Raw genomic sequence first — 24,386 nt, 5'->3', positions numbered from 1 at the left:
TAGCATAGAGAGAAAAAGAGGAGGTGGAAGTGCATGGCAATGTCAGTTATTTGGACGGCCATGGTGGTGATATCCATCCTCTGCGGCCTGGCCACCGGCCGGGAGGCGGAGGTGGCGGCTGGGGCTGTGGATGGGGCTGCCGCGGCAGTGGAGCTGTGTCTGGCCATGGCGGGTCTGCTGTGCCTGTGGATGGGTGTGATGGAGATTATGAAGCGGTCCGGGCTGTCGGAGAAGCTGTCCGCCCTTCTCCGGCCCGTCCTGCGGCGGCTCTACCCGGACTTTGCCGGGGACCGGGCAGTAATGGACGCCATTTCAGCCAATGTGTCGGCCAATCTGCTGGGCCTGGGCAACGCTGCTACACCTCTGGGCATCCAGGCGGCCCGGCGCATGAGCAAAAAAACGCCGGGCGTGGCCTCCGACTCGCTGTGTATGCTGGTGGTGTGCAACACCGCGTCCATCCAGCTGATTCCCACCACCGTGGCGGGTGTGCGGGCCGCGGCGGGCTGCGCCGCGCCCTTTGATATCCTGCCCGCCGTGTGGCTGGCCTCAGCTCTGTCGGTGACGGCGGGGGTTCTGACCAGTAAGACACTGTCCAGAGTTTGGCGGCTGCGGGAGGGACGGAGGAAAGAGCCGTGGAGCTGATGGTCAATCTGCTGATGCCCGGCATCATTGCCCTCACAGCCCTGTGGGGCGTGGTTAAAAAGGTGGACGTGTATGACGCCCTGGTCACCGGCGCAGGGGAGGGGCTGGGGGTGCTGGTCCGCATTGTGCCGCCCATGATTGGCCTGCTTACGGCGGTTTATATGCTCCGGGCCTCCGGTGCGCTGGAGCTGGCTGCTCAGGCGCTGGGGCCGATGCTGGAGCTGCTGGGCATCCCGCCGGAGACGGTGGCCCTGCTGCTGGTGCGGCCCATCTCAGGCAGCGCGGCCCTAGGGGTGGGGGCGGAGCTTATCTCCACCTATGGTCCGGATTCCACCATTGGCCGCACCGCCGCCGTCATGCTGGGGTCAACTGAGACTACCTTCTATACCATTGCTGTCTACTTCGGCGCCGCTGGCATCAATAAGACCCGCTACGCCGTTCCTGCCGCTCTGTGCGCCGACCTGGTGGGCTTTGTCGCCGCAGCCTTCGCTGTGCGGCTGTTTTTTTCGATATAATAATATAGTGAATAGCGGCCCGGACAGCTTTGTCCGGGCCGTTGCTGTAATTGTGCGGAAATGATTCCTGAGAGGAAAGGCGAAGCATTTGACTTTCCTGCCTGGGATACGATATCCTAAGGTGTATGATAAAAGATGAGATACCGGACTGCCTCCTGGCCGGTACAGAAGGAGAGAGCAGGATGAAATACGGAACCATTTCCGGGCTGGATAAGCCCGTGTCCCGGCTGGTGCTGGGCTGCGCGGACCTGAAGGATACCGCGCTGCTGGACGCGGCGCTGGACGCAGGCGTCAACACATTTGACACCGCCCATGTATACGGCGGCAGCGAGGCGCTGCTGGGCCGCTGGCTGAAGGGCAGGGATTTGAGCCGTCTGGTGATTGAGACCAAGGGCTGCCATCCCGGGCCTCTGCACCCTGACCGGGTGACCCCGGCCTGTCTGAGGAAAGATGTGGAGACCTCTCTGCGGCGCTTGGGGGTGGACTGCATCGACCTGTTCCTGCTCCACCGGGACAGCCGCCGGGCGGAGGTGGGGGAGATTGTGGAGACTCTCAATGACCTGAGAAAACAGGGCAAGCTGCGGGCCTTCGGCGGCTCCAACTGGACGGCGGAGCGGATTCAGGAGGCCAACGACTACGCCGCTGCCCACGGCCTGGCGCCCTTTACCGTCTCCTCGCCCCACTTTGGCCTGGCCTGTCAGATTGGGGACCCCTGGGGCGGAGGCGCAGGATGCGTCACCCTGACGGGGAAGGGGCAGGAGAAGGAGCGGGTATGGTACCGGGAGAGCGGCACGGCGGTGCTGGCCTTCTCCAGTCTGGCACGGGGGCTGCTGTCGGGCAAAATCTCCTCCGCTGACTCTAACCGTGCGGACAAGCTGGACGCCGCCGGCCGGCGGGGGTACGACTGCCCGGAGAATTGGGAGCGGTTGAGCCGTGCGGAAACCCTGGCCAAGGAGAAGGGCTGTACGGTGGCCCAGCTCTCTCTGGCCTGGCTCTTCCACCAGGACATGAACGCCTACGCCATCTTCAGCACCGGCAGTCCGGAGCGCATTACGGCCAACTGCGGTGCGCTGGAGGTGGCGCTCACCCCGGAAGAGTGCCGCTGGCTGAACCTGGAGGAGAATGACTAGGAATTCTATCTGATAAATATAAGGAAACACCTTCCCAGCGGGGCGAAAAATATGATATAATAGCCGCAGCGCGGCTATTATATGATTTCTTCCAGCCGTTTTTCTCGTCCCTTTCGGGGCAACCGAAAAACATGGCGCGATACCATTGCGGCTTTGCCGTCAAGGTATCGCGAGTCGATAATAAATAAAGGGGGAACCCCAGGATGAATACCATGGTGATCGGCATCGCCGGCGGCACCGGCTCCGGCAAGACCACCCTCACCCGGCACCTTGTGGAGAGCTTCGGCGGCAATATTTCGGTGGTGTACCACGACAACTACTATAAGGCCCACCCCAACATGACCTATGAGGAGCGGGCAGCCCTGAACTACGACCACCCCGATGCCTTTGACACCGACCTGATGGTGGAGGACCTGCGTACCCTCTGTTCCGGCAAGACCATCCACTGCCCGGTGTACGACTACACCATCCACAACCGCTCCAACGAGACGGTGGAGGTCAAGCCCACCAAGGTGGTGATTGTGGAGGGCATCCTGATCTTTGAGAACAAGGCCCTGCGCGACCTGATGGACATCAAGATCTTTGTGGACACCGATGCTGACGTGCGGATTCTGCGCCGGATTCTCCGGGACGTGAAGGAGCGGGGGAGAAGCCTGGACAGCGTTATCGACCAGTATCTCACCACCGTCAAGCCCATGCATGAGCAATTTGTCCAGCCCTCCCGGCAGTACGCCGACATTGTAGTGCTGGACGGCGGCCACAACCTGGTGGCCCTGGAGATGATCACCCAGCGGATCAAAAGCCACGTGGAGGAGACCTGAGACGCCTCACAATATGCAGCCCAGCCGCCCCGGGAGGAGAACGGCCTCCCCGCGGGCGGCTTTTTGCGGAAAGTTTTTTGCGCAGAGCGGGAACTTTTTCTTGCCGAGGTCCGTCAAAGACTGCGGTTTTGCAAAAGGGGTTGTGCACACCCCGCTTGATATTACACATTAAAGGAGTTTACGCAATATGAACAAGAAGTTTATCGCTCTGGCCCTCTCCGGGGCTCTGACCCTGTCTCTGCTGGCCGCCTGCGGCAGCCCTGACACCGAGGGCTCCACCCCTCCCGTCAGCACGCCCCCTGCCACCGAGAGCCTGACTCCCACGCCTTCTCCCTCTCCCGAGGTCACCCCCAGCGAGACCCCCGAGCCCTCTGAGAGCGCTCAGCCCAGCGAGACCCCCGAGCCCTCTGAGAGCACTCAGCCCAGCGAGAGCCAGAAGCCCTCTGAGAGCCCCAAGCCCAGCGAGAGCCAGAAGCCCTCTGAGAGCCCCAAGCCCAGCGAGACCCAGAAGCCTTCCGAGAGCCCCAAGCCCAGTGAGAGCCAGCAGCCCTCCGAGAGCCCCTCTGCCTCTGTGGTCCAGTCCATCTGGAACGATGTGTCCGGTCTGGAGCGGCCCGACCTGATGGACATGGACGAGGCTCTGCTCTCCGATCTGTACGGCATTGAGTCCTCCGACCTGGTGGAGTTCATCGGCAAGATGCCTCTGATGAGCGCCCACGTCACCGAGTTCCTGATTGCCCAGTGCGCCCCCGGCCGCGTGGACGCGGTGAAGGCCGCCTGCGAGTCCCGGCTGGCCACTCTGCAGAGCAGCGGCAGCCAGTACCCTGAGACCGCGGAGCTGCTGGACAACTACAAGCTGGTCACCAGCGGCGATTACATCCTCTTCTGCATCGACGGGAACGCCGACGCCATGGTGGAGGCCTTTAACACCTACGCAAAATAACGCGTGACGGCGGCCCAATCCGGGCAGACTATTGACAGAAAGGCGTGACGGAGTGCGTCTCCGCCTGAGATCCGGCAGGAGGGTTTGGTTTGGTATTTTCCAGTGTTCTGTTTTTGTTCTACTATTTTCCGGTTGTTCTGCTCATTCACTATCTCTCGCCGGTAAAATGGCGCAATGCGGTTTTGCTGGTGTTCAACCTGATTTTTTACGGCTGGGGAGAACCGATTTACATTCTGCTCATGGTATTTACCATTGTGGTGGACTATGCCGACGGGCTTCTGGTGGGCCGCTTTAAAGCCCAGGGCCGGGACGGCGCGGCCAGAGTCGCGGTGGCGGCAGCCATTGTGATCAATCTGGCCCTGCTGTTCTTCTTCAAATACTGGGACTTTATTGCGGGCAGCCTGGCGGCCGTAGGTCTGAACTTCATGCCAGAGCTTGGCCTGCGCCTGCCCATCGGAATCTCCTTCTATACGTTCCAGACCATGACGTATCCGGTGGATGTCTACCGGGGAGACGCCAGACCCCAGCGCAGCCTGGTCCGCTTCGGTACCTTTGTCACCCTCTTCCCTCAGCTTATCGCCGGCCCCATCCTGAAGTACAAGGAGCTGGCCGATCAGGTGGACGAGCGGAGCTGGAGCGTGGAGCAGTTTGCCTCCGGCGTGCAGGTCTTTGTTGTGGGCCTGGCCAAAAAGGTGCTGCTGGCCAACAACATCGGCATGCTGTGGGACACCTATAAGGCCATGGACTCCAGCCAGCTGACCGTGGCCGGCGCCTGGCTGGGCGTGCTGGCCTTTGCGCTGCAGATCTACTTCGACTTCTCCGGTTACTCGGATATGGCGGTGGGTATGGGCCGGATGCTGGGCTTTGAGTTCCTGCGCAACTTTGATTACCCCTACATCTCCAGATCCATCACGGAGTTCTGGCGGCGGTGGCATATTTCCCTGGGCTCCTGGTTCCGGGAGTATGTGTATATCCCCATGGGAGGCAACCGGGTGGGCCGCTTCCGACTGTGCTTTAACCTGATGGTGGTGTGGGGGCTGACGGGCATCTGGCACGGCGCCGGCTGGAACTTCCTCCTCTGGGGACTGTACTTTGGCGTGCTCATCATCGCGGAGAAGCTCTTCCTCCTGAAGTGGATTGAGAAGTGGCCTGCCGCATGCCAGCACCTGTACACGCTCTTCCTGGTGCTGGTGAGCTGGGCAATCTTCGGCCTGGAGGACTTCGGCCAGATGGTAAGTTATATGCAGGCCATGTTCGGCGGCGCTGCCGGAGGACTGGCGGACAGCGCCTTTGGCTATTATCTGCGCTCCTACCTGCCCATGCTGGTCATCGGCGGCGCGGCTTCGGCGCCCCTGGCCCGGGTCTTGTGGGACAAACTCCCCCAAAAGGCGGAAAAGGTCGTGCTCCCCGTGCTGCTGCTGGCCGGTCTGGTGCTGTGCACCGCCTATCTGGTGGACTCCACCTATAATCCCTTTATCTACTTCAACTTCTGAGTCAGGAGGACCATGGAATGAGTAAACGGTACAGTATTTTCCTCACCGCGCTGTTCTGCGTATTTCTGGGCGTGCTGACCACAGCGACCGCGCTGGCGCCCGACCGGGAGACCTCCGAACTGGAGAACCGTTCCCTTCAGCAGCTGCCCACCCTCACCGTCTCCGATTTCAGGCTGGCCTGGCCGGTGGAGAACAGCGGCAGCTTCTTTAACGGCACCTTCATGAAAGAATTTGAGACCTACTGCAATGACCAGTTTATCCTCCGGGACAGCTGGGTGGCCCTCAAGTCCTCCTCCGAGCGGGCGGTGGGCAAGCAGGAGAACAACGGCGTCTATTTCTGCGACAAGGACACCCTTATCACCCGCTTTGACCAGCCCGACCAGAAGCGGGTGGACACCAATGTGGGCTATGTGAACCAGTTTGTGGCCAACGCCGGCGTGCCGGTGTACATGACCCTCATCCCCGGCGCGGTGTCCATCTGGGCCGACCGGCTGCCTGCGGGCGCCCCCAACGCCGACCAGAAGGAGGTTATCGACGGCATTCAGGCCAGCAGCGACGCCATCTGGTATGACAGCTATCAGCAGCTGTGGGACCATAGGGACGAGGATATCTTCTACCGTACCGACCACCACTGGACCAGCCTGGGCGCTTACTACGGCTATGTCTCCCTCATGAACGCCCTGGGCATGGAGCCGGTGCCTCTGGACAGCTACACCAAGCAGACCGTGTCCGACAGCTTCTACGGCACCGTATTCTCCACCTCCGGTGTGCGCTGGGTGCAGCCAGACGACATTGATATCTATGTCCCGGATCCCGGCGTGGAGGTCACCTCCTGGTTCACAGGCGAGCCGGAGGAGGGCGCCCTGTACAACTGGGATAAGCTGGACATTAAAGATAAGTACACCTTCTTCATGGGCGGCAACCAGTCTCTGGGCGTTGTCAAGAACCCCAACGTGGACGGACCCAAGATCCTCATCCTGCGGGACTCCTACACCGACAGCCTGGTGCCCTTCCTGACCCAGCACTTCTCTGAGATCCACCTCATCGACCTGCGCTACTACCGCTACTCCATCCCCCAGTATATCAAGGACAACGACATCGACATGGCCGTGGTGCTGTACAGCGTGTCCAACTTCGTCACGGACACCAACCTGTTCACCCTGCGCCAGCCCTGAGGCAGCTTGTTCTTGCCAGCACTCACATTTTAAGGTATCATAAATGGACGGACGCAGCCGCGTCCGTCCATTTTTTGCAAAGTGGGTGTTTCCCTATGACAAAGCTGACCGCCAGTCCCAAGGCGGTGCTGTTCCTGGGCGTGCTGGGGGCGGCATTTTCCTCCTTTTTCGTCCGCTGGTCCCAGGCGCCATCCCTCTTCACAGCCACCTGCCGCCTGGGCTGGACGGTGGTTCTGCTGCTGCCCGCCCTGCTGCTGCGGTACCGGGATGAGCTGAAACAGCTCAAAGGGCGGGATCTCCTCTCCTGCGCCGCCAGCGGAGCCCTGCTGGCCCTCCACTTTGCCAGCTGGTTTGAGTCCCTCCGGTGGACCTCAGTGGCCAGCTCCACCGTACTGGTGAGCACCGAGGTCATCTTCTGCGCCCTGGGCTTTGCCCTCTTCCTCAAAGGGAAAATTCCCAGACTGGGCGTGGCGGCCATCGCCCTGGCCTTTCTGGGCAGTGTGGTGCTGGCTCTGTCCGACGGCGGAGGGGTAAGTGGCCGGAGCGCCCTGTACGGCGACCTGCTCAGTCTGGCCGGAGCGGTGTTTGTGGCCCTCTACACCCTCATCGGCCGGGTGGAGCGGGGCCACATGTCCACCACGGTTTATACCTTCTTTACCTATCTCTCCAGCTTCCTCACCCTGCTGCTGCTGGACCTGATCACCGGCACACCGGTGGTGGGGTACCCGCCCAGGGAATGGGTCATCGGACTGCTGCTGGCGGTGGTGTGCACCCTGCTGGGCCACAGCCTGTTCAGCTGGAGTCTGAAGTACCTCTCACCCTCCTATGTGTCGGCGGCCAAGCTGTGCGAACCGGTGTTCGCCACCGTGCTGGCGGTGCCTCTTTTTGGGGAGATGCCCGGACTGGTGCAGGCTGCGGGCGGTGTGCTGGTACTGGCGGGCGTATTGCTCTACACAAGGGCGGAATAGGAATAAAAGAGAAAACCCGGCGCTTCCGTAAGAACGGAAGCGCCGGGTTTTTGCTGTCTGGGAGGGGCCTAAGCCGTCTTTTGCAGGATGTCCTCCAGCAGCAGTCCGCCGAAGAGTCCGGCAAAGAGCACAGCGCAGGCGGAGAGAGCGGTATAGGAGGCATACTCGTACTGAAGGCTGGCGTACAGGTCCCACTGCCCGGCCCACACCAGGGTGATGAGGGCGCCGGCGAGCATCAGACAGGCCAGCTGGGCGCAGCGGGCGGCTATGTACCGGGAGAGTGGGTGAAGGCAGCTGTAGCGGGTAAAAAAGGTCATGTCTCAGTCTCGCTTTCAAAGAGAATTTCCTGGAGATTCAGCAGGCGGGAAGGCAGAAAAATCCGTGTGGAAAAAATAGAGAAATAAATACAGATATGACTTTATTCTACAAAAATGACGAATTTTATCTAATTTTACGAAAATATACAAAAAGTGCTGAAAAAAGAAGCCGCGTAGCGTTTTACGCGGCAAAAACGATTATATCCCGGGAAAAGCACCCCTTGCAAGGGCAAAAATATACCGTAAAGGGAAAGAATTTCTCGACAAAATCTGACGGAAAGCGCGCGGCTTCGCCCCTGAGAATGGGGAGACGGTTTACCGATAGTTCGGGAAGGTGACATAACGCCGGGTGAGCGGTCGAAAAGCGCGAAATATTACTCTTTCTAATTATTGGATAGTACAATATAATGTATCCAGTGTGTAAGAGCAAAGGAGGAAAACGCAAGATGAGGGAAATGTTTGTAGGAACCCGGGAGGAGCAGGGCGAGGACGGGAGCACCGTTCAATGTGACTACTACGTCCTGATTGACCAGATGGAGGTAGGGGGCAGTTTTGCCTGTGAGAGCTACGGCGTGGGAATTGCCACACCAGGCGGCGAGCGGACGGATCTGCCCAACATTACCACCAGCGCCGCCCGAATCGACGAGCTGATGGAGCTCCTGACCCGCAACGCTGTAACGCCCGCCTCCCTGCGCGATGTGGTGGAGGACTGGCTGTAAGCGGAGCCGCCGGGTTCCGTATATATTCCTTCTCCGGCATAGTATGATGAGATACCCCAGTACACACGAATACATCTAACCTGCAAAAACAGCAGCCTGACAGGCCATTGGCCTGCCGGGCTGCTGTTTTTTAGTCGTCCCAGCCGTCGCTGTTCCAGTCATCGCTGCCCCAGCCGCCGCTGCCGCCGGAGGAACCGGCAGGGCTGGAATCCCAGCCGTCGTCATCCCAATCATCCTTGCGGCGTGAGGTGCTCCCGGCCCGGGGGCGGGACCGCCCGGCGGTGGGGATGTGGGGGCGGAAAGTGGTACCCATGGTCCGGTCCTCCTGAAAGGCCTGCCACAGCCGCAGACCAGCGGTAAAAATACCGACGATCCAGGCAACGGTGACCAGAATGCCAATTGCCAGAAGAGCGATAATCAAGAGAATGATGACACCGATGGGGTTTTTAAAGGCGATGGACATGACGCTCCCGTTGCCCAGGGTCTTGAGGGCGCCCAGCAGGGCGGGCAGCACGAAGCGGATACCGTAGAACAGACCGATGACGTAGAAGGCGAAGGGCGCCATGGCACTGGGTCCGGCGTACAGCAGACCGATGACCAGCCCGGCGGCGGCGCACAATCCCACCCGGAGCAGTTCCCGTTTCAGCATCATTGATATGACCTCCTCTTATGAGATTCCCACGGGCCGAAGCCCCTGAAAGACCAGAATACCCCGCTTCCGCTCGGCGGGGATGGCCACCACGGCCTGATTCTCCGGCATGGTACGCAGCTCCTCCTCCTCCAGCACGCCCCGGGTCTCCTCCTTGATGACGGCGCTGTGTCCCTCGCTGTGGCGCAGAACAGCGGCGCTGTCCTTGGTGCGGGAGTAGCTCTGCTCCAGATAGCGGTGGCGGTAGGAGCCCAGGTACTGGAGCCAGAACTCCTTGCCGGTGTGGGAGGTGTGGAAGAAGATAACCGCGTTGGCGCCGCCGTCGCCGCTCTTCATCACGCTCTCCATCAGGCCGGGGCGGGCCTGGAGCTGGACGGGCACGTCCGGCCCGGAGATGAGGAACCGGATGCCCGGCGCGGCGCCCCGGAGAAACTGTTCCATCTGGACGGTCTGCTCGGACAGGCTCAGCCCGTCGCACACCACCAGGAACCGCCGCCCGTTTTCCATCAGCCGCCGGAGCACCAGGAAGCACAGCTCCTTGGCGGCCAGATTGCTGTCGGATACCAGGTCAATGGAGGCCAGGCCGCCCAGCTCCACCACCTGGGCCATGCCCAGAGTCTCCCAGTCCGGGGTCTCGGGACCGCTCATGGCCCCCCGCCGCAGCTTGCGCAGCAGCTGGTCGCCTGCCTCCAGAGCGCCGGAGGGCAGTGCGCTGAGCTGATCCAGCAGGGCGCAGGCCCGGCTGCCGTCCAGCAGACCCTCCCGGCTCAGCCGGGCGATCTCCTCCGGCAAACTCCGGCAGGTGAGGGCACACAGGGCGGGCAGGGTAAGGGGACTGCCCCGAAGGGAGCACACCTCCAGCAGCAGGTCCCACAGCCCGCCCAGCGGCGGCCTGTTGGGGTTCAGAGATTCGCTCAGATCGGTGAGCAGCTCGGCGGCACCCTCCGGGGAACTGCCCAGCAGGGGGTCACAGCGGAAGAGCTGCCCGTCGGGCAGCACAGCGCCCGCCGACATGGCAGAACAGGACAGCCAGGGGCTGCCGCAGTGGAGCACCACCGTGGGCACGCCCTGGGCGGCGTACTGCCGCAGGATGCCGTGGATGGCCGCTCCGCGGAAGGGGGCGCTGCCGCCGGACACCACGGTTGAGCGCAGAGCCCGCCGGTAGGTGGAAAAGAACTTGTCCGTCTGGGTCCCCAGGCTGGGCAGGCGGGAGCGGCTGTTGACCTCCTCCAGCTGCCGCTGGCGCACCGCGTCGGCGCTGGAAAAAATATCAAGAAGGAAGTTGGACATGATGTACACTCCTGTCAGCGAAAGCGGTCAAAGTGAAAGAGAAAGGGCGGGGCCTCCGCAAGACCCACCACCGCTTCTCCCTTGTTCAGGGCGGACAGGTCCCAGTCCTCCACCGCCCAGCCCTCCCGGCGCTCCGGGGCGGGGGCGCGGCTGCCCAGCAGCTGCTCCAGCACCACATTCCGGCCAAAGTGCTCCCGGACAAAGTCACGGCTCACCGCGTCATTGGGCCGGAAGGAGAAGAGGGAGGCAAAGCCGGTGGCAATGGCCCGGCCCTTGTGCTCGCCGTACAGGTCGTAGAGCTGGGACAGGCTCTGGAGGCTGGCGATAACTTTTACTCCCATACTTCTACCAAAATTGACAGCGTCATCCAAATGCTGGAGGTGGGGCAGCAGCTTCAGCTCGTCCACCACCAGATAGACGTTGCCTCGTGTCCGCTCCTGGCTGAGGGCCTCCTTGAAGGCCTGGTCCATCAGCAGGGAGTAGATGGGGGCCAGGGCCTCGCCCACCGCCAGGTCGTATTCGATGTAGAGCACCCGGCCGCCCTTCTGGCGGATGAACTGCCGGATGGAGAAGTCGCCCTGCCGGGCAAAGACCCCCTGGAACAGGTCCTGGACCATGGAGGACAGCTCGCCCATTACGCCCAGAGCCTGGAGGTTCTTGCCGTCTCCCAGGTACTTGCTGATGCCGCCCAGGTCCGGATAGGAGGCGGCCAGCTCACTGTACTGCTTGGCGCCGGCCTGGTCAAAGTAGCGCCGCAGGGTGCGGTTGTTACACTCCCGGTCCCCAAAAGCCGGGTCAGCCTTGGCGCTGCGCAGCATGGCCAGCAGCCAGGCGCTGAAGATGTTCCGGGCGGAGTTGACAAAGAAGGGCTGCTGGGTGGAGCCCCGGCCGGCAAAGAGGGCCTTGGCGTTCTCGTTGATGCTCTGAATCAGCACCTCTTCGTCCAGACCGCCGGCGGTCAGCTCGGGAAAGAGGTTCCAGACGGCGGTGACATCCCGCAGAGCAGGGGAGCCGGACAGCACCAGATCCCCCCGCTCCGGGGTGTAGAACCGGTCAAAGAAGTCCCGCTTGGCATCAAAGACCACCGCCACGTCGTCCGGCCCCATGGAGGAGAAGAGCCGGTACAGCAGAAGCAGGATGGCGTTGGTCTTGCCGGTGCCGCTGCCTCCCAGAAAGAGGGAATTCCGGCTGAGCAGCTCCTCATCCAGCCGGACGGCATCCGCGCTGCCCCGGCAGGTGCCCGGCAGGCTGACCAGCGGTGCGGAGGGGGAAGGGGGGACGCCCTGGCTCAGGACATGGCCCCTCAGTACAGTTTGAATCAGATCCATTGTGTGCCGCTCCTTTCAGGGCTCGATATCCTGTCCGCCGGAGGGTCCGCCGCCCTGGCTTTCGCCCTCCGCCGGCGGGGCGGCCCCGGCCTCCTGGCCGGAGACTGCCTCCACGCTGGCTGCAAAGCCGCCGGAGGGCCCGGAGGACTGGGCGGCGTCCTCACCTGCGGACAGGGCGGACACCCCGGAGGTGAAGGAGGTCCCAGTCTGCCCGGCGGCCGCGCCCTGGCCCTGTCCGCCTGTCTCCTCCTGGACGGACAGGGAGGACACGCCGGACTTGAACTGAGCCTCCGCCCTGGGCTGGGCCAGCTCCTGGAACTCCTCCGCCATGGTCACATTGAGGGCGTTGGGGTCGTTTTTCTGGAACACCCGGCCCTGGTCGTATTTCAGGTTGTCCTCCAGGTCGGCCTGGGTGACGCCGGGAGGCAGCTGGCTCACCGGCGCATTGTCCAGGCCGCCCACATCTTTGGCCAAATCTCCGGTGTGCATGTTCTCGTTGGTGAAGGAGAAGTGGTCGGTGAAGGTGGTGCCGTCGGGCCGGACCACAGTGTAGGTGCCCGACAGGACGGCGGGCCGGTCCTGGCTGCCGGGATAGCTGCTCTCGATGTTGACGAACACCCGGTTGCCCTGCTGCAGGTCCCTGGCCCAGGAATTTTCCAGCCGCTTGTAGTCGCTGCGGTTGACCACCTGGTTCTGGGCGGACAGGTTCTCTGCCCCCGGGCTGCCGCCGAAACGGGTACCGATGTAGTGCCCGCCGTCATCCCCCGGCTGGCGGGCGGCGCCGCCCGCTTCACGCTGGGCTTTGCCGTCCCGCTGGGGGTCGTCCGTCAGACGCAGCTCCCCGTAGGCCTGGATCACCCGCCCCTGTTCGTCGGTGCGGTAGCCGTAGCCGTTGGAGATATAGTCCGCTTTTCCCATAGTCTGCACCTCTGACATATTCTTTCCACTAGTTTAAAGTGGTCCGGCAGGGCTGTCAATTAACCAGGTTTATCGGAAGGTGAAGTAGACAGTGAAGATGTTCAGCTCCTCATTTGTGCTGTGGCGCACTGTGCTGATGTCCAGGATACCGGCGCCGCCGTCGGCATCCTTCACCAGGTCGAGAAGATCGTACTGCCTGGTAAGCGCCTCCACCGCCTGAGCCAGGGCCTGGGAGGAGGTGAAGCGGAAGGAGGCGTCCTGCCGCTGTGCCACCGCCCGGCGCATGATGTCCAGCACAGTGTCGTAGTCGTACCGGTCCAGGAGCAGGCCGTTGCGGGCAAAGTAGTTGCAGGCCGTGGCGGTACATTGGGGGAGGGGGAAGGTATCGTCTGGCGTATGGGTCTGGAACAGCTCCTCACCGGTGACGCAGAAGTAGTTGTAGGACACATAGTCCGGGTCCTTCTCGCCGTCGGAGAAGAGGGGGTCGCCCCAGGTGGGGTCCAGGTAGTACCAGTCACCGTCAGCCAGCACCAGGTTCCAGCCGTGGGCGCCGCCGCGGGCCGTGCCTGTCACATAGGTGCAGGGGATGCCCAGCCGGTTGAGCAGGTACTGGGTGGTCCTGGCGTAGCCGGCGCACACGCCCCGGCCGCTGACCAGGACGGTATACAGGCTCTGGTCGGCAGCCTCCACGTCGTACTCCGTGCGGCGGATGACCCAGTCGTACACGGCCTTGATCTTGTCGTAATCGCTCCAGGCGGGGTCAATACCGCTGAGGCACTCCTGGGCGGCCGCCTCCACACGGGCCTGGGCGGCGGCCAGATCTGCGGCCTCCTCGCTGTAACGGAACTCAATGGTCGCCTCAGTGGGCACGCCGTTCACAGTGGTGATGGTGCTCGCATTGACGCCCAGCAGCCAGAAGAGTTCGGGGTAATCGGCGTGCACATAGTCCACCATCCGGCGCATGGTGTCCAGGTCGGAGCTGGAGCAGGTGACGATGGGCTCTGCGTTCTGCACGGCCTCCAGCACCCGGAGATAGAGGTCCAGCTCGTTCCCGCTGAGCAGCTGCCGGCAGTAGCGCAGGTCGGACTGTACGGCGGAAGGGGCGGCAGAGAGAACGGGCTGCTGCTGAGAGGCCGCGGGCCGGGAGACCACAGGCGCCTGGGAGCTGGCGGAGGAGTTGGGACGGAAGAAGAAAAAGGGAGCGCAGCCGCTGCACAGCAGCAGGGGAAGGAAGAGGGCGGCGGCAAGACAGAGGCGAAGCATACGTTTCATGAATGATCCACTCCTTCTGCCGGAGAACCGGCGAAATAGCAGCCGGCCGATCCGGCCGTACTTACATGTAGAGAACGGCCCGGGGCAGCCATTGTCACAGCGGAAGGGAAATAAAAATTTTTTTGTTTAGAAACATGACAATCGTGGCGGCACCCCGTTTTTTTTGTCAAAGGCCAAAACAAGGTGGAATTTTATCAACAGTATACAATGGAATAGAAACTCTGAAAAGGAAAAAAACGGATAAAAATAAAGTTTCGATTATAAACCTAGTGATATTGACTTGGGAAAAGAACATCCTTACAATTTGTCTATATTTCACATAAAAAGTAGAATAATAGATAATGTGGAAGAGATGAGATAAAACTAAGGCAATTAATTGAGGGAGGAACATGAGATGGAGAAGAGAAGAGGCGCTGCCTTGATGCGGCTGCGGCTGACAGCTCTGGCTGCGGCGTTCTGCCTGCTGTGGAGCTGTCTGGGCTGGGGCGTCCCCAGCGCGGGCGCAGCGGAGAGCACCGGCGGATATCAGCCCTACAACATTGTCCTGCTGATTGACAAGAGCGGGTCCATGAACGCCACCGACCCGGAGCGGCTGGCCGTATCCGCCGCGGGGATGTTCGTCAACTCCCTGTACGCCGAGAGCCTGATGAGCCAGGCCTCCGGTACCGGCGGAGAGGGCTCCAAGGTAGGCGTCATCTCCTTCAGTGCGGACACAGAGACCGAGACCATCCCGGTGGAGCTGGCCTCTGAGACTGAGGTGAGCTTTCTCACCGAGAAGATCGACTCCATCACCTATGATAAGGTGAACACCGGCGCCACCGACCTGGGCCGGGCGGTGCTCTCCGGCACGGAGATGATCAAAAACACCCAGGACGGCGTGCGGAAGAACATGATCATCCTGTTCACCGACGGCTATACCGACGCACTCTCCGCCGAGGGGATGGCGCGTTCCTCCGCCATGATGGCCGAGGGCCTGGAGGCGGCCCGGCAGATGGGCTGCGAGATCTATGTGGTGGGTCTGAACTACCAGGGACGGATCAATGCCCAGGGCCGGGCGGAGATCTGGAACATCGCCAACAGCACCCAGGCCGGAGACGGACTGATGCTCCCCGACAGCGATGACACCACCGCGGCGGCTCGGGTCAACTACCTCATCACCGACTCCCGCCAGGAGGTCAATGAGTTCTACACCGCCATCTTCGGCATGATGATGGGCTCTGATAGCACAACGCTCCCGCCCTGGTACGAGAATGGCTGGACCTACTACGATGTGGACCTGACCAGCCCCGGCATCTTCTGCGCCAATATCTACATCATCTCCGACGGCGCCATCGGCGGCCTGGGCCTGTGGGACCCCAGCGGCAACCAGGTGGATCTCAACGGAGAGAGCGTCCGCCTTGTCCGTGGCAACGGCTACGCCATGATGACCATTATGGCACCTGCCCAGGGAGTGTGGACCATGGGCGCCGAGGGAGAGGTGAGCTATAAGGTCAACCTGGTGCCTGTCACCGGAATCACCCTCCGGATGGAGACTCAGGTGTACGGCGGCAGCGCGGACATCAAGGTGGAGGCCCTCTACATGGACGAGACCCAGAGCGCCGAGTTCTACACCGGCCTCAGCGGCGCCGTCTGCACCGTCACGCCTGAGGCGGGAGGAGAGAGCCAGACCGTATCCCTGACATATGACGAGGAGAAAAACGCCCTGGTGGGCGAGGTCACCGTCCCCGCCCCCGGCCGGTATGTGGCCGAGGCGTCGGTGACTGCCGCCCAGATGGCCCGCACTGCCGTCCAGACCATGGAGTTTACCATGGGCGGCGACCCTGTTTACATCACTGTGGGTCATAAGGAGAGCATCACTGTGGATCTGCGCCAGCGCTTCCTGGCCGGCTGGGACAATGTGACCCTGACGGTGGAGAGCGCCGAGTGGGACCCCCAGGACCGGCTGGACATGATCCCCGGAGAGAACGGAATCATTACCGTCAAGGGCCTGAGCCAGGGTGAGGCGTCCTTTACCGTCCACGCGGTGGACAGCCTGGGACAGGTGTGGGACATTCCCGGCACGGTGGAGGTCACCTTCAGCCTGATGGTCTATCTGCCCCTGATTCTGGTGGTGCTGGTGCTGATCATCGCCGCGGCCGTGGTGCTGCGGAGACGGACCCGCTATCTCCGCGGCGACTTCACCGTCACCTGCGCCTGCGGCCAGGGGTACAGCGTGGAGACCGTCTCCCCGCCCCGTGGCACTTCCTTTACCCTGTACAACCTGGTGATGTCCAGCATTGACCCGGGCTCCAGCAGCACCGGCATGCAGCAGATCGTCAAGGCGGTACAGGCGGCAAAGAACGAGCTCTCCTCTGACCGCTACCGCATCCGCATCACCACCCGCACCAGCGGCCGGACCAAATATGAGACCTACCGCTACGGCAAGGACAGCCGCGCCCTGGGCGGCGAGATCTACCGGAATGACGAGAGCGGCCTGACCATTGAGGTGGACTTCCACCGGCCGGACGAGGAGGATGACTTCTGAGCCCGGCTCTGAGCAGAAGAAAGGAGAAGCTGTCCATGGACAAAGCGGAAAAGCAGGCAGACAAGAAGTATCTGTACATCGGCGTTGGAGGCGCAGGGCACAGAACGCTCAGTGTCCTCATGAAGCAGCTCAGGGAAAAGGCAGAGCTGCAGGAGAATGCAGAGGACACCCGGAGCCCGGACCAGGCGGATGACGCCTGAGTCCGGCCCTCCGTACCAACCATGGAAGCAGAAGAGGGGGGATGCACATGACGGAAGTCCAAAAGCGCAGGGTGGAGGCCAATCTCAGAACGCTGGACTATCTGGAAGGTACCGGCGTCATCTCCGGCCACAGACGGAGGCTGGTGGATGAGGTGTTTCTCTTCCTCGGCGCCGGCGGCACCGGCAGCAAGATGCTGTGCGCCATCCGGGACCGATTGCGGCAGAAGGTGAGCCCTGAGGAACTGGAGGAGAAGACCGCCTTCCTGGCGGTGGACGACGCAGCCCACAAGGAGCTGGACGAGCTGGAGGAGGAGCGGGGCTTTGACAGCACAGAGGTGCTCCCTCTCCCCTTCGAGGGGTTCGTTGATCCGGCCGGGCTCTCCCCCCAGGTGAAGGCCTGGCTGCCCCCTGAGCTGTACGATGAGATGGGCGGCATGGGCGCCGCAGACCATGGTGAGACAGATTTCTGTGCGGCGTACCGAAGTTCCCGGCAGCTTGTCCATATACGGCTCTGCCGGCCGGATACCATTGCTGCACTCACCGGCCGCCTGACCGCCGCCCTCAACCGCCTGCTGGCGGGCAAGCCCGCCGGCGTGCGCATCAACGTGTTTCTGCTGACAGGCCTGGCCGGCAATACCGGCAGCGGCATTGCGGTTGATCTGGCGTTTCTCACCCGGCAGATCATCTTCAACCTCAGCGAGGACCGGTACAGGCACACCACTGTGTCCGCCTTCCTGATGCTGCCCAGCGCCTGCGGCCGCGCGCCTGACCCGGCGCGCAGGAAGCTGTGGAACCACAGAGCATGCGCCGCCCTGAAGGAGATCGACTATTTCATGGGCCTCCAGAGCCGGGGCGAGGTGTTCCGCCGCCAGTACGGCGCCTTTGAGGTGAAGATCGGAGAGAATATATTCGATTTCTGCACCCTGGCGGAGGGGGCCGATGACAGCGGTGCGCCCTTCAGCGATCCGGCTGAGACAGCCCGCAATGTGGTGGCAGACTCCATTGTGGATCTGCTTTCCGCCGCTGAATACAGAGGGAGACAGCTTCCTCTATCCGTTGTCTTCTTACCGCATACAGATATTCGAGTTGTGGAGGCGGCAAACCGCCGGGATGTCAATTGCTGCTACAACATCATCAGCTACGCCTCCTGCGGGGTACCCGTCGACCTGATGGCGGCCTACATGGCCAGCAAGGTGCTGGACAAGGTGTGGGAGAGGCTCGAACGGTGCGGCGAGGCGGATGCCGAGGCGGCTGAGCAGTTCCTGTTGGACGCCAACCTCTCCCCCAAGGAGGTCAGGGCAGCCCAGGATATGAACCGTCTCCGGGAGCGCTTCGTGGCCCATGCCGACGAGGTGTTCCGGAGCAAGGGCCCCTACTACATGGTCAACCTGATGTACGAGATTCACAGGGTGCTCTATGCCGACGGCAAATTCGCCAGCTACGCTGCCTCCAAGGTCAAGGGCATTTTCGGCACCAACGTGGACTGGGCACGGACGGAGCGCCGGTACAACGAGCTGGACCAGAAGGTAGTCCTGCCCATGGGCACTGGTCTCTACGAAGTGTACAGTTTTGTCGTCAGGGAGCTCCAGAGGCTGCTGAAGAAGAACGCTGGCCTTCTCACCGACACCGCGGTGAGGGACTACCTGGATGAACTTGTTTCCGCGGCGGAGATAGAGCGGAAGGCTGGGAGATTCCTGAACCTGCTGTACAGCAGGAAGGACGAGTGGACCCAGCTGGACCCGACCCAGAGAGGGGAAGAGGCAGTCTTCGACGCGGCCGGACTTGTCCGGGACTTCATCCGGGCGGAGTTCGACCAGCTGGCCGGCGCCACCATGGAGGACATTCTGGTCAAGCTCTGCACCGGCAGCAAGGACACGGAGGTACCAACGCAGCCGCCGGACCGGGACCCTGACGGCCACAAGCCGCTGGAGGCTGTGGCCGAGGCTCTGGTCAGCCAGCTGAGCATGAAAGCCCGCCCGCTGGTGCGGACCCGGGAGGGCTTCAGCCTGGATGACTGCTTCTGCAGCAGCTACCTCACCGTGCCCGACAGCTGCAAGTGGCTGGGCAGGCATATCGAGAGGTACGCCGCCAGCTGCGGCGGGGTGAAGCAGGGCGGCGTGTATCCCAGCTCGGCCTGGGAGGAGATCGCGCTTTTGCGCATTTACAGAGGCGTGCCTGCCTGGGCCCTGTCCTGGGTGGAGCAGGTGGAGGAGGAGTATGAATCCGATCCTCACCGGGCGGGGCTCCATATGGAGCGGGGTGCCAACGGCCGGGACTGGAGCCGCTTCCCCAACCTGATGAACCAACTCACGCGTTTCCGGAGTCCGGACCGGGCGGACAACGCCTGAGTCCGGTTCTCCGTCCCATATCACCTGAGCAGAAGAGAGAAAGGAAGGATATCCATGCCCATGAATGATGCCCAGAAGCGCAAGGTAGAAGCCAATCTCAAGACGCTGGACTATCTGGACGGCACCGGCGTCATCTCCACCCACAAGCGGAAGCTGGCGGATGAGGTGTTCCTCTTCATCAGCAGCGGCGGCAACGGCCACAAGACCCTGTGCACCATCCGGGACCAGCTGCGGTGGAAGGTGGACCCCCTGGAGCTGGCGGAAAAGACCGCCTTCCTGGCGGTGGACGCGGCCCACAAGGAGCTGGACGAGCTGGAGAATGAGCGGGGCTTTGACAGCACCGAGGTGCTCCGGCTCCCCTACGAGGGGGCCCACGAGTCCATCAACCCGGCCAAAATCTCCCCTCAGATGAAGGCCTGGGTGGACCCCAAGCTGTACGATGAGACGGGCGGCATGGCCATCACCGCCCCGTCCCAGTCCGGCTTTGACGAGACAGGCGCCGGCGCCTGGCGTCAGCCCGGCCGTGTCCGTCTCTGCCAGCCCAATACCATCGCCGCCCTTACCAGCGGCCTGACCACCGCTATCAACCGCCTGCTGGTGGGCAAGCCCGCCAGCGTGCGGCTCAACGTGTTCTTCCTGGCCGGCCTGGCCGGCGGCACCGGCAGCGGCACCATGGTGGACCTGCCCTTCCTCACCCGGCAGATCATCTTCAACATCAGCGAGGACCGATACAAGCACACCGGCGTGTCCGCCTACCTGATGCTGCCCAGCGCCTGCGGCAACGAGCCCGACCCGGTGCGCAAGAAGAAGGGCAACCGCAACGCCTACGCCGCCCTGAAGGAGATCGACTATTTCATGGGCCTTCAGAGCCGGGGCGAGGTGTTCCGCCACCAGTACGGCACCTTTGATGTGGAAATCAAGGAAAATATCTTTGATTTCTGTACCCTTGTTGAGGGCATCGCGGACGGCGGCGTATTCTTCGGCGATCCGGCCGATACCGCCAGAAAAGTGGTGGCCAACTCCATCCTGAACCTGATCTCCACCACCGAGGCCAAGGCGGGCAGCAAGCCCTTCCTGGTGGATTCCTTCCTCTCCAACCGCACCGCCCTCAGCGGCGAGGCAGTGGGCCGCCAGAGCCACCGGGTCTTCCCCCGGGACGCCAACTACTGCTATAACGTCATCGGCTACTCCTCCTGCGTGGTACCCATCGACCTGATGACAGTCTATGTGGCCAACAAGGTGTTCGGCAAGGTGTGGGAGAATTTCGAGAAGTGCAGCGAGGCGGACAGCGAGGCGGCCGAGGAGTTCCTGGTGGACGCCCAGCTCTCCCCCAAGGAGGTCAAGGCGGCCCAGAACCTGAGCAGCCTCCGGGAGCGCTTTGTGGCCCGCGCCGATGAGGTATTCAAGAGCAAGGGCCCCTACTACATGGTCAACCTGATGAACGAGATCCACAAAGTGCTCTATGCCGACGGCAAGTTCGCCAACTACGCAGCCTCCAAGGCCAAGGGCATTTTCGGCACCAACGAGGACTGGGCCCGGACGGAGCACCGCTACAACGAGCTGGACCAGAAGGTGGTCCTGCCCATGGGCACCGGCCTCTACGACGTGTACACCTTTGTCATCAGGGAGCTGCAGAGGCTGCTGAAGAAGAACGCCGGTCTCCTCACCGACTCCAAGGAGCATGAGGCCATGTTCCACCGCTCCTTCTCCTGGTCTCCAATCGACCTGACCGGCGGCGCCCGCGCCACCGGAGTAGTGATGAGCTACCTGGACGACCTTATCCCCGAGAAGGAGGTCACCCGGAAGGCCAAGAAGTTCGTGGACCTGCTGTGCAGCAAGAAGGACGAGTGGACCCAGCTGGATCCGCCCCAGGGCAAGAGCCAGGCGGCCTTCGACGCGGCCAAGCTCATCCGGGACTTTATCCAGGAGGAGTTCGGCCAGGTGGTCAACGCCACCATGGAGAACTTCCTGGTGAAGCTCTACTCCGGCGACAAGGACGCGGTGGTGCCCGAACTGCCCCCCGAGGAGGATCCCGACGGCCACAAGCCCCTGGAGACCGCCGCCCAGACCCTGGTCAATCAGCTGAGCATGAACGCCAGCCCCCTGCTGCGGACCCGGGAGAGCTTCTCCCTGGACAGCTGCGGGTGCAACAAGTACCTCACCGTGCCCGACGGCTGCAAGTGGCTGGACCAGCACATCGAGAAGTACGCCACCAGCCACAACGTGGTGGACCCGGGCAGCGTGTACCGCAGCTCCGCCCGGGAGGAGATTGTCCTCTACCGGCTGTACATCTGCGTGCCCGCCTGGGCCCTGTCCTGGGTGGAGCAGGCGGAGAAGGACTATGAGTCCAATCCCCACGAGGTGGGCTTCCACATGGAGCACGGCGAAAACGGCCGGGACTGGAGCCGCTTCCCCAACCTGGTCAACCAGACCCTGTTCCACGGGCAGATCCCCGAGTGGGATCTGCGGGAGGCAGATCTGGCCAAGGAGGCCGCGGAGGACCTGAACAAGGCCAGAGACCTGGGCATGGTGGTGCGGACCAATCCCACCGCCACTGGCGCCACGGCGGAGTACGCCCTCTATCTGCCAAATCCGGACGTGTCGGCGGCCGACCTGCTGGCGGCGGCGGAGCTGGACGACAGCAAGTCCTGCACCATGGAGGAGCTGTGCGGCATTCTGGCGGAGAGGAAGATCAAGGATGCCAAAGGCCTGCTCAAGCCCGCCATGCGCAGGGAGGACCTGAAGTATGTCAACCAGGTCATGACCACCACCGACAAGCCCGCCCCTGCCGACCTGGGCGAGCGGCTGGCCGAGAGCGGCCTGCGGCGGAAGATGGCGGTGTGGACCGAGCTGAAGGCGGACTTCCCCGCGGCGGAGGAGCTCAGGCAGCTGCTGGAGGCCCGCAACGCCGCCGCCGCCATCAAGGCCAAGTCGGGCAAGCGGAAGCAGACCTTTGTGGACTGTCTGGCCAGCGGGCTCATCGAATACAACAAGCTGCGCCACTGCTGGAACATGGAGCTGGGCGACGAGAAGCCCCTGGGCGGCAAGCTGTCCAGCCGTCTGGAGCGGGACTGCAAGGAGTACTACGCGGCTCAGGCCTTCTACGCCCTCAGCGACGACGACTATCAGAGCTTCACCGACGCCCTGAGCGACCAGGAGGACAACGCCACCGACGCCCAGCTGGAGGCCATCCAGACCAGACGAGCGGAGCTGAAGGCGTACCTCAAGGAGATCCGGGCGCTGAAGAAGGAGAGCGATGAGCTGGGGATTGCCTACCCCATGGCCTCCCGGGACTTTGAGGAGGAGGCAGGCAGTGAGCTGGCGGAGGAGATCCGCAAGTTCTACGACTGGCTGATCAAGCAGCTGTAATCAAACCCCGTGCCGGAGGCGCCGGGCAGGGCCACGAGGCCCCGCCCGGCGCCGGACCGGCCTTGCAGTACAGATAGAGAGGTGGACTGCCGGTGAAATACAATCTGAGAGAAGCGCTCCGGGGCCGTGTGCAGAACGTCCTGCCCCGCATGGACCTGCTGCCCCGGAGGAGAGCGGCGGTGCTGGCCTGGAGGGAGTCGGATGCCGCGGCGGCCCGTCTGTGCGGCGCCACGGCGCCCTTCCGGGCTCTGTACCGCCCCTGTCCTCTGGGAGATACGCCGGAGCAGGCCCTCCGCGCCTGCCTGGAGAACCTGGCGGAGGAGCGGAGAGAGGGAGCTGTGGTATGCCCCGACGGCGTGTACCTGCTGTGGGTATGGAGCGGGGAGAAGCCCGTGGGACTGGACACACTGACGGCGGATTTCCGGGGACGGCTGCCCATCCGGGTGGAGCAGTGCCGGCTGACGGCGGAGGCAGACTGTACCCACGACGGCGTGGGCCGTCTCTGGCTTGCGGACCCCGGCATACCAGGCGCGGCGGATGCGCTGACCGCTCTGCTGCTCCTGGGCAGCGCGGATGAGAGCCTCATCTCCGGGAACCTGAAGGTGCCCGCGCGGCTCCAGGCTACCCTCCACAGCGCGGTGGAGCGGGATCTGGCCCGGCAGCTGCGGGACAAGCTGGAGGCCCTGACCGAGGGAGAACAGGCCCGGGAGAAGGAACACTTCCGGGAGGAGTTCGGCCCCACGGAGCGGGATTTGGAGACGCTGCTGGGGCGGGTGCCCCTGCTGCAGAACCTGCCCGTCACCGGCGCGGAAGCTCTGGCAGAGCGCCTGGAGCCGGAGGAGGGCCTGATGAGGCGGATGGCCCGGGCCCTCCGGGGCGAGGCGGACACTGGGCGGACCATTACGGTGCGGGCGGCGCTGGAGGGGCTGTTCGGCCGTCCGGAGGGACGGGCGCCCCATGAGTGGCTGCTGGACCGGGTGCTGCCGGTGCTGCCCAGGGTGTGCAGTGACTATATCAGGCAGCTGGAGCTGAAGCAGCGCTGCTTCCGTCAGTCCCTCCGGCTCCTGACCGGCGAGGCCACCGGACTGGCCCTCTACTTCCAGGAACAGGCCAGAGCAGCGCAGAATCAGCAGAAAATCCAACTGGATGAGGCCCTGGGCCGTGATCTGACGGTCCGCGGTTCCCACCCCGCCCAGCTGCTCTCGGCGGCGGAGCCTGAGCTGAAGCTGTGGGAGGGCTGCGTCCGCAGCGGCCTGGAGGCGGCCTGGTGGGGGTGTGTCAGCGAATTTTTCAGCGTGGACAGCGGCCTGGTGCGGCAGGCCCGGGAGAAGCGGGAGGAGCTGACCCGGGCGCTGACCATCCTGGGCGCCATGGAGCTGGGGCCCTGGCGGGAGCCGGCGGGCCTGCTGGGGGACTGGCGGCAGGAGACGCCGTCCACCCTGCTGGCCGGGCTGTACAGCCAGGCGGAATTTACCGGCGAGGATGCGGCGGTGCTGGCTGAGAGTGCCCGGAAGCGGGCGGAGAAGGCCTTCCGGGCCGCCGGCCTGGAGGAGACCGTTCTCCTGTGGGACGGGGACAGCGTGGGACTGCTGAAAGAGAGCAGAAGCCGCACCGGACAGCCTCTGTTTGAGGATAGAAACGGCGTGCTGACCGCCCGGAGCAACACGGGCAGTGTGCGTGTGCTGCCGGTGCAGGGACTGGGGCGGCGGCTTCTGTGGGAGCTGCGGATCAGCCTGCGCACCCAGGCTGGAGAGGAGGGCTGAGC

20 protein-coding genes are annotated in these 24,386 nt (G+C 63.0%); 14 read left to right on the top strand and 6 right to left on the bottom strand.

The genetic code is table 11. The annotated features are described in order from the left end of the window. Positions 1-33 precede the first annotated feature (33 nt). The 8 genes from ACOX7T_RS08485 to ACOX7T_RS08450 all read left to right on the top strand — a co-directional run bounded on the left by ACOX7T_RS08485 (position 34) and on the right by ACOX7T_RS08450 (position 7,687). Positions 34-642, top strand: coding sequence for a spore maturation protein A (locus ACOX7T_RS08485; RefSeq protein WP_433441760.1), 609 nt, complete (start codon positions 34-36; stop codon positions 640-642). Continuing rightward, positions 642-1,157: a spore maturation protein gene (locus ACOX7T_RS08480; RefSeq protein WP_433441782.1), complete on the top strand. Its 516-nt coding sequence runs from the start codon at positions 642-644 to the stop codon at positions 1,155-1,157. Before ACOX7T_RS08485 ends, ACOX7T_RS08480 begins: the two co-directional genes overlap by 1 nt. A 182-nt stretch (positions 1,158-1,339) precedes the next feature. Further along, positions 1,340-2,287: an aldo/keto reductase gene (locus ACOX7T_RS08475; RefSeq protein ID WP_433441758.1), complete on the top strand. Its 948-nt coding sequence runs from the start codon at positions 1,340-1,342 to the stop codon at positions 2,285-2,287. Positions 2,288-2,490: 203 nt separating this feature from the next. Further along, positions 2,491-3,108, top strand: a complete 618-nt coding sequence (udk, locus tag ACOX7T_RS08470) for a uridine kinase (protein ID WP_433441756.1) — start codon at positions 2,491-2,493, stop codon at positions 3,106-3,108. Between the two features lie 187 nt (positions 3,109-3,295). Continuing rightward, complete coding sequence (locus ACOX7T_RS08465; RefSeq protein WP_433441754.1) at positions 3,296-4,051, top strand: DUF4358 domain-containing protein; 756 nt, start codon at positions 3,296-3,298, stop codon at positions 4,049-4,051. A gap of 89 nt (positions 4,052-4,140) precedes the next feature. Further along, positions 4,141-5,544 carry an MBOAT family O-acyltransferase gene (locus ACOX7T_RS08460; protein ID WP_433441752.1) on the top strand — a complete coding sequence of 468 codons (1,404 nt, stop codon included), beginning with the start codon at positions 4,141-4,143 and terminating at the stop codon, positions 5,542-5,544. A 17-nt stretch (positions 5,545-5,561) separates the two neighbouring features. After that, entirely contained in the window at positions 5,562-6,719 is a 1,158-nt protein-coding gene (locus ACOX7T_RS08455; protein ID WP_433441750.1) for a DHHW family protein, read from the top strand. 95 nt (positions 6,720-6,814) lie between these two features. Then, positions 6,815-7,687, top strand: coding sequence for a DMT family transporter (locus ACOX7T_RS08450; protein ID WP_433441748.1), 873 nt, complete (start codon positions 6,815-6,817; stop codon positions 7,685-7,687). A gap of 68 nt (positions 7,688-7,755) precedes the next feature. Here ACOX7T_RS08450 and ACOX7T_RS08445 read toward each other — a convergent pair whose 3' ends face one another. Continuing rightward, positions 7,756-8,004, bottom strand: coding sequence for a hypothetical protein (locus ACOX7T_RS08445; RefSeq protein WP_433441746.1), 249 nt, complete (start codon positions 8,002-8,004; stop codon positions 7,756-7,758). 446 nt (positions 8,005-8,450) lie between these two features. Here ACOX7T_RS08445 and ACOX7T_RS08440 point away from each other — a divergent pair, with 446 nt between their 5' ends. Continuing rightward, the gene (locus ACOX7T_RS08440; protein WP_433441744.1) at positions 8,451-8,723 is read left to right on the top strand and encodes a DUF6514 family protein; all 273 of its coding nucleotides are present in this window, start codon (positions 8,451-8,453) and stop codon (positions 8,721-8,723) included. 130 nt (positions 8,724-8,853) lie between these two features. Here the strand turns inward: ACOX7T_RS08440 and ACOX7T_RS08435 are convergent, their stop codons facing one another. From ACOX7T_RS08435 to ACOX7T_RS08415, 5 genes are all read right to left on the bottom strand, one after another. After that, positions 8,854-9,375 (bottom strand): hypothetical protein, encoded by a 522-nt coding sequence (locus ACOX7T_RS08435; RefSeq protein WP_433441742.1) that lies wholly within the window; start codon positions 9,373-9,375, stop codon positions 8,854-8,856. 15 nt (positions 9,376-9,390) lie between these two features. Next, positions 9,391-10,662, bottom strand: coding sequence for a hypothetical protein (locus ACOX7T_RS08430; protein ID WP_433441740.1), 1,272 nt, complete (start codon positions 10,660-10,662; stop codon positions 9,391-9,393). Positions 10,663-10,676: 14 nt separating this feature from the next. Next, a complete protein-coding gene (locus tag ACOX7T_RS08425) occupies positions 10,677-11,990 on the bottom strand; it encodes a type IV secretory system conjugative DNA transfer family protein (protein ID WP_433441738.1) in 1,314 nt (437 codons plus the stop codon). A gap of 15 nt (positions 11,991-12,005) precedes the next feature. After that, positions 12,006-12,908: a DNA/RNA non-specific endonuclease gene (locus ACOX7T_RS08420; RefSeq protein ID WP_433441736.1), complete on the bottom strand. Its 903-nt coding sequence runs from the start codon at positions 12,906-12,908 to the stop codon at positions 12,006-12,008. A 69-nt stretch (positions 12,909-12,977) separates the two neighbouring features. After that, positions 12,978-14,180, bottom strand: a complete 1,203-nt coding sequence (locus ACOX7T_RS08415; RefSeq protein WP_433441734.1) for a transglutaminase domain-containing protein — start codon at positions 14,178-14,180, stop codon at positions 12,978-12,980. Between the two features lie 394 nt (positions 14,181-14,574). Here ACOX7T_RS08415 and ACOX7T_RS08410 point away from each other — a divergent pair, with 394 nt between their 5' ends. The 5 genes from ACOX7T_RS08410 to ACOX7T_RS08390 all read left to right on the top strand — a co-directional run bounded on the left by ACOX7T_RS08410 (position 14,575) and on the right by ACOX7T_RS08390 (position 24,384). Beyond that, positions 14,575-16,704 (top strand): vWA domain-containing protein, encoded by a 2,130-nt coding sequence (locus tag ACOX7T_RS08410; protein WP_433441732.1) that lies wholly within the window; start codon positions 14,575-14,577, stop codon positions 16,702-16,704. A 35-nt stretch (positions 16,705-16,739) separates the two neighbouring features. Beyond that, complete coding sequence (locus ACOX7T_RS08405) at positions 16,740-16,904, top strand: hypothetical protein (protein ID WP_433441730.1); 165 nt, start codon at positions 16,740-16,742, stop codon at positions 16,902-16,904. A gap of 47 nt (positions 16,905-16,951) precedes the next feature. Then, positions 16,952-19,252: a tubulin-like doman-containing protein gene (locus tag ACOX7T_RS08400; protein WP_433441728.1), complete on the top strand. Its 2,301-nt coding sequence runs from the start codon at positions 16,952-16,954 to the stop codon at positions 19,250-19,252. Between the two features lie 54 nt (positions 19,253-19,306). Beyond that, a complete protein-coding gene (locus tag ACOX7T_RS08395; protein ID WP_433441726.1) occupies positions 19,307-22,621 on the top strand; it encodes a tubulin-like doman-containing protein in 3,315 nt (1,104 codons plus the stop codon). A 92-nt stretch (positions 22,622-22,713) separates the two neighbouring features. Then, complete coding sequence (locus ACOX7T_RS08390; protein ID WP_433441724.1) at positions 22,714-24,384, top strand: hypothetical protein; 1,671 nt, start codon at positions 22,714-22,716, stop codon at positions 24,382-24,384. Positions 24,385-24,386: the final 2 nt, after the last annotated feature.

The sequence above is a fragment of the Pseudoflavonifractor sp. genome, from assembly GCF_050943825.1.
In the GTDB taxonomy this organism is placed as follows: Bacteria; Bacillota; Clostridia; order Oscillospirales; family Oscillospiraceae; genus Pseudoflavonifractor.
Note: the sequence above shows the minus strand (reverse complement) of the source record. Positions and strands in the feature narration are given on the sequence as shown.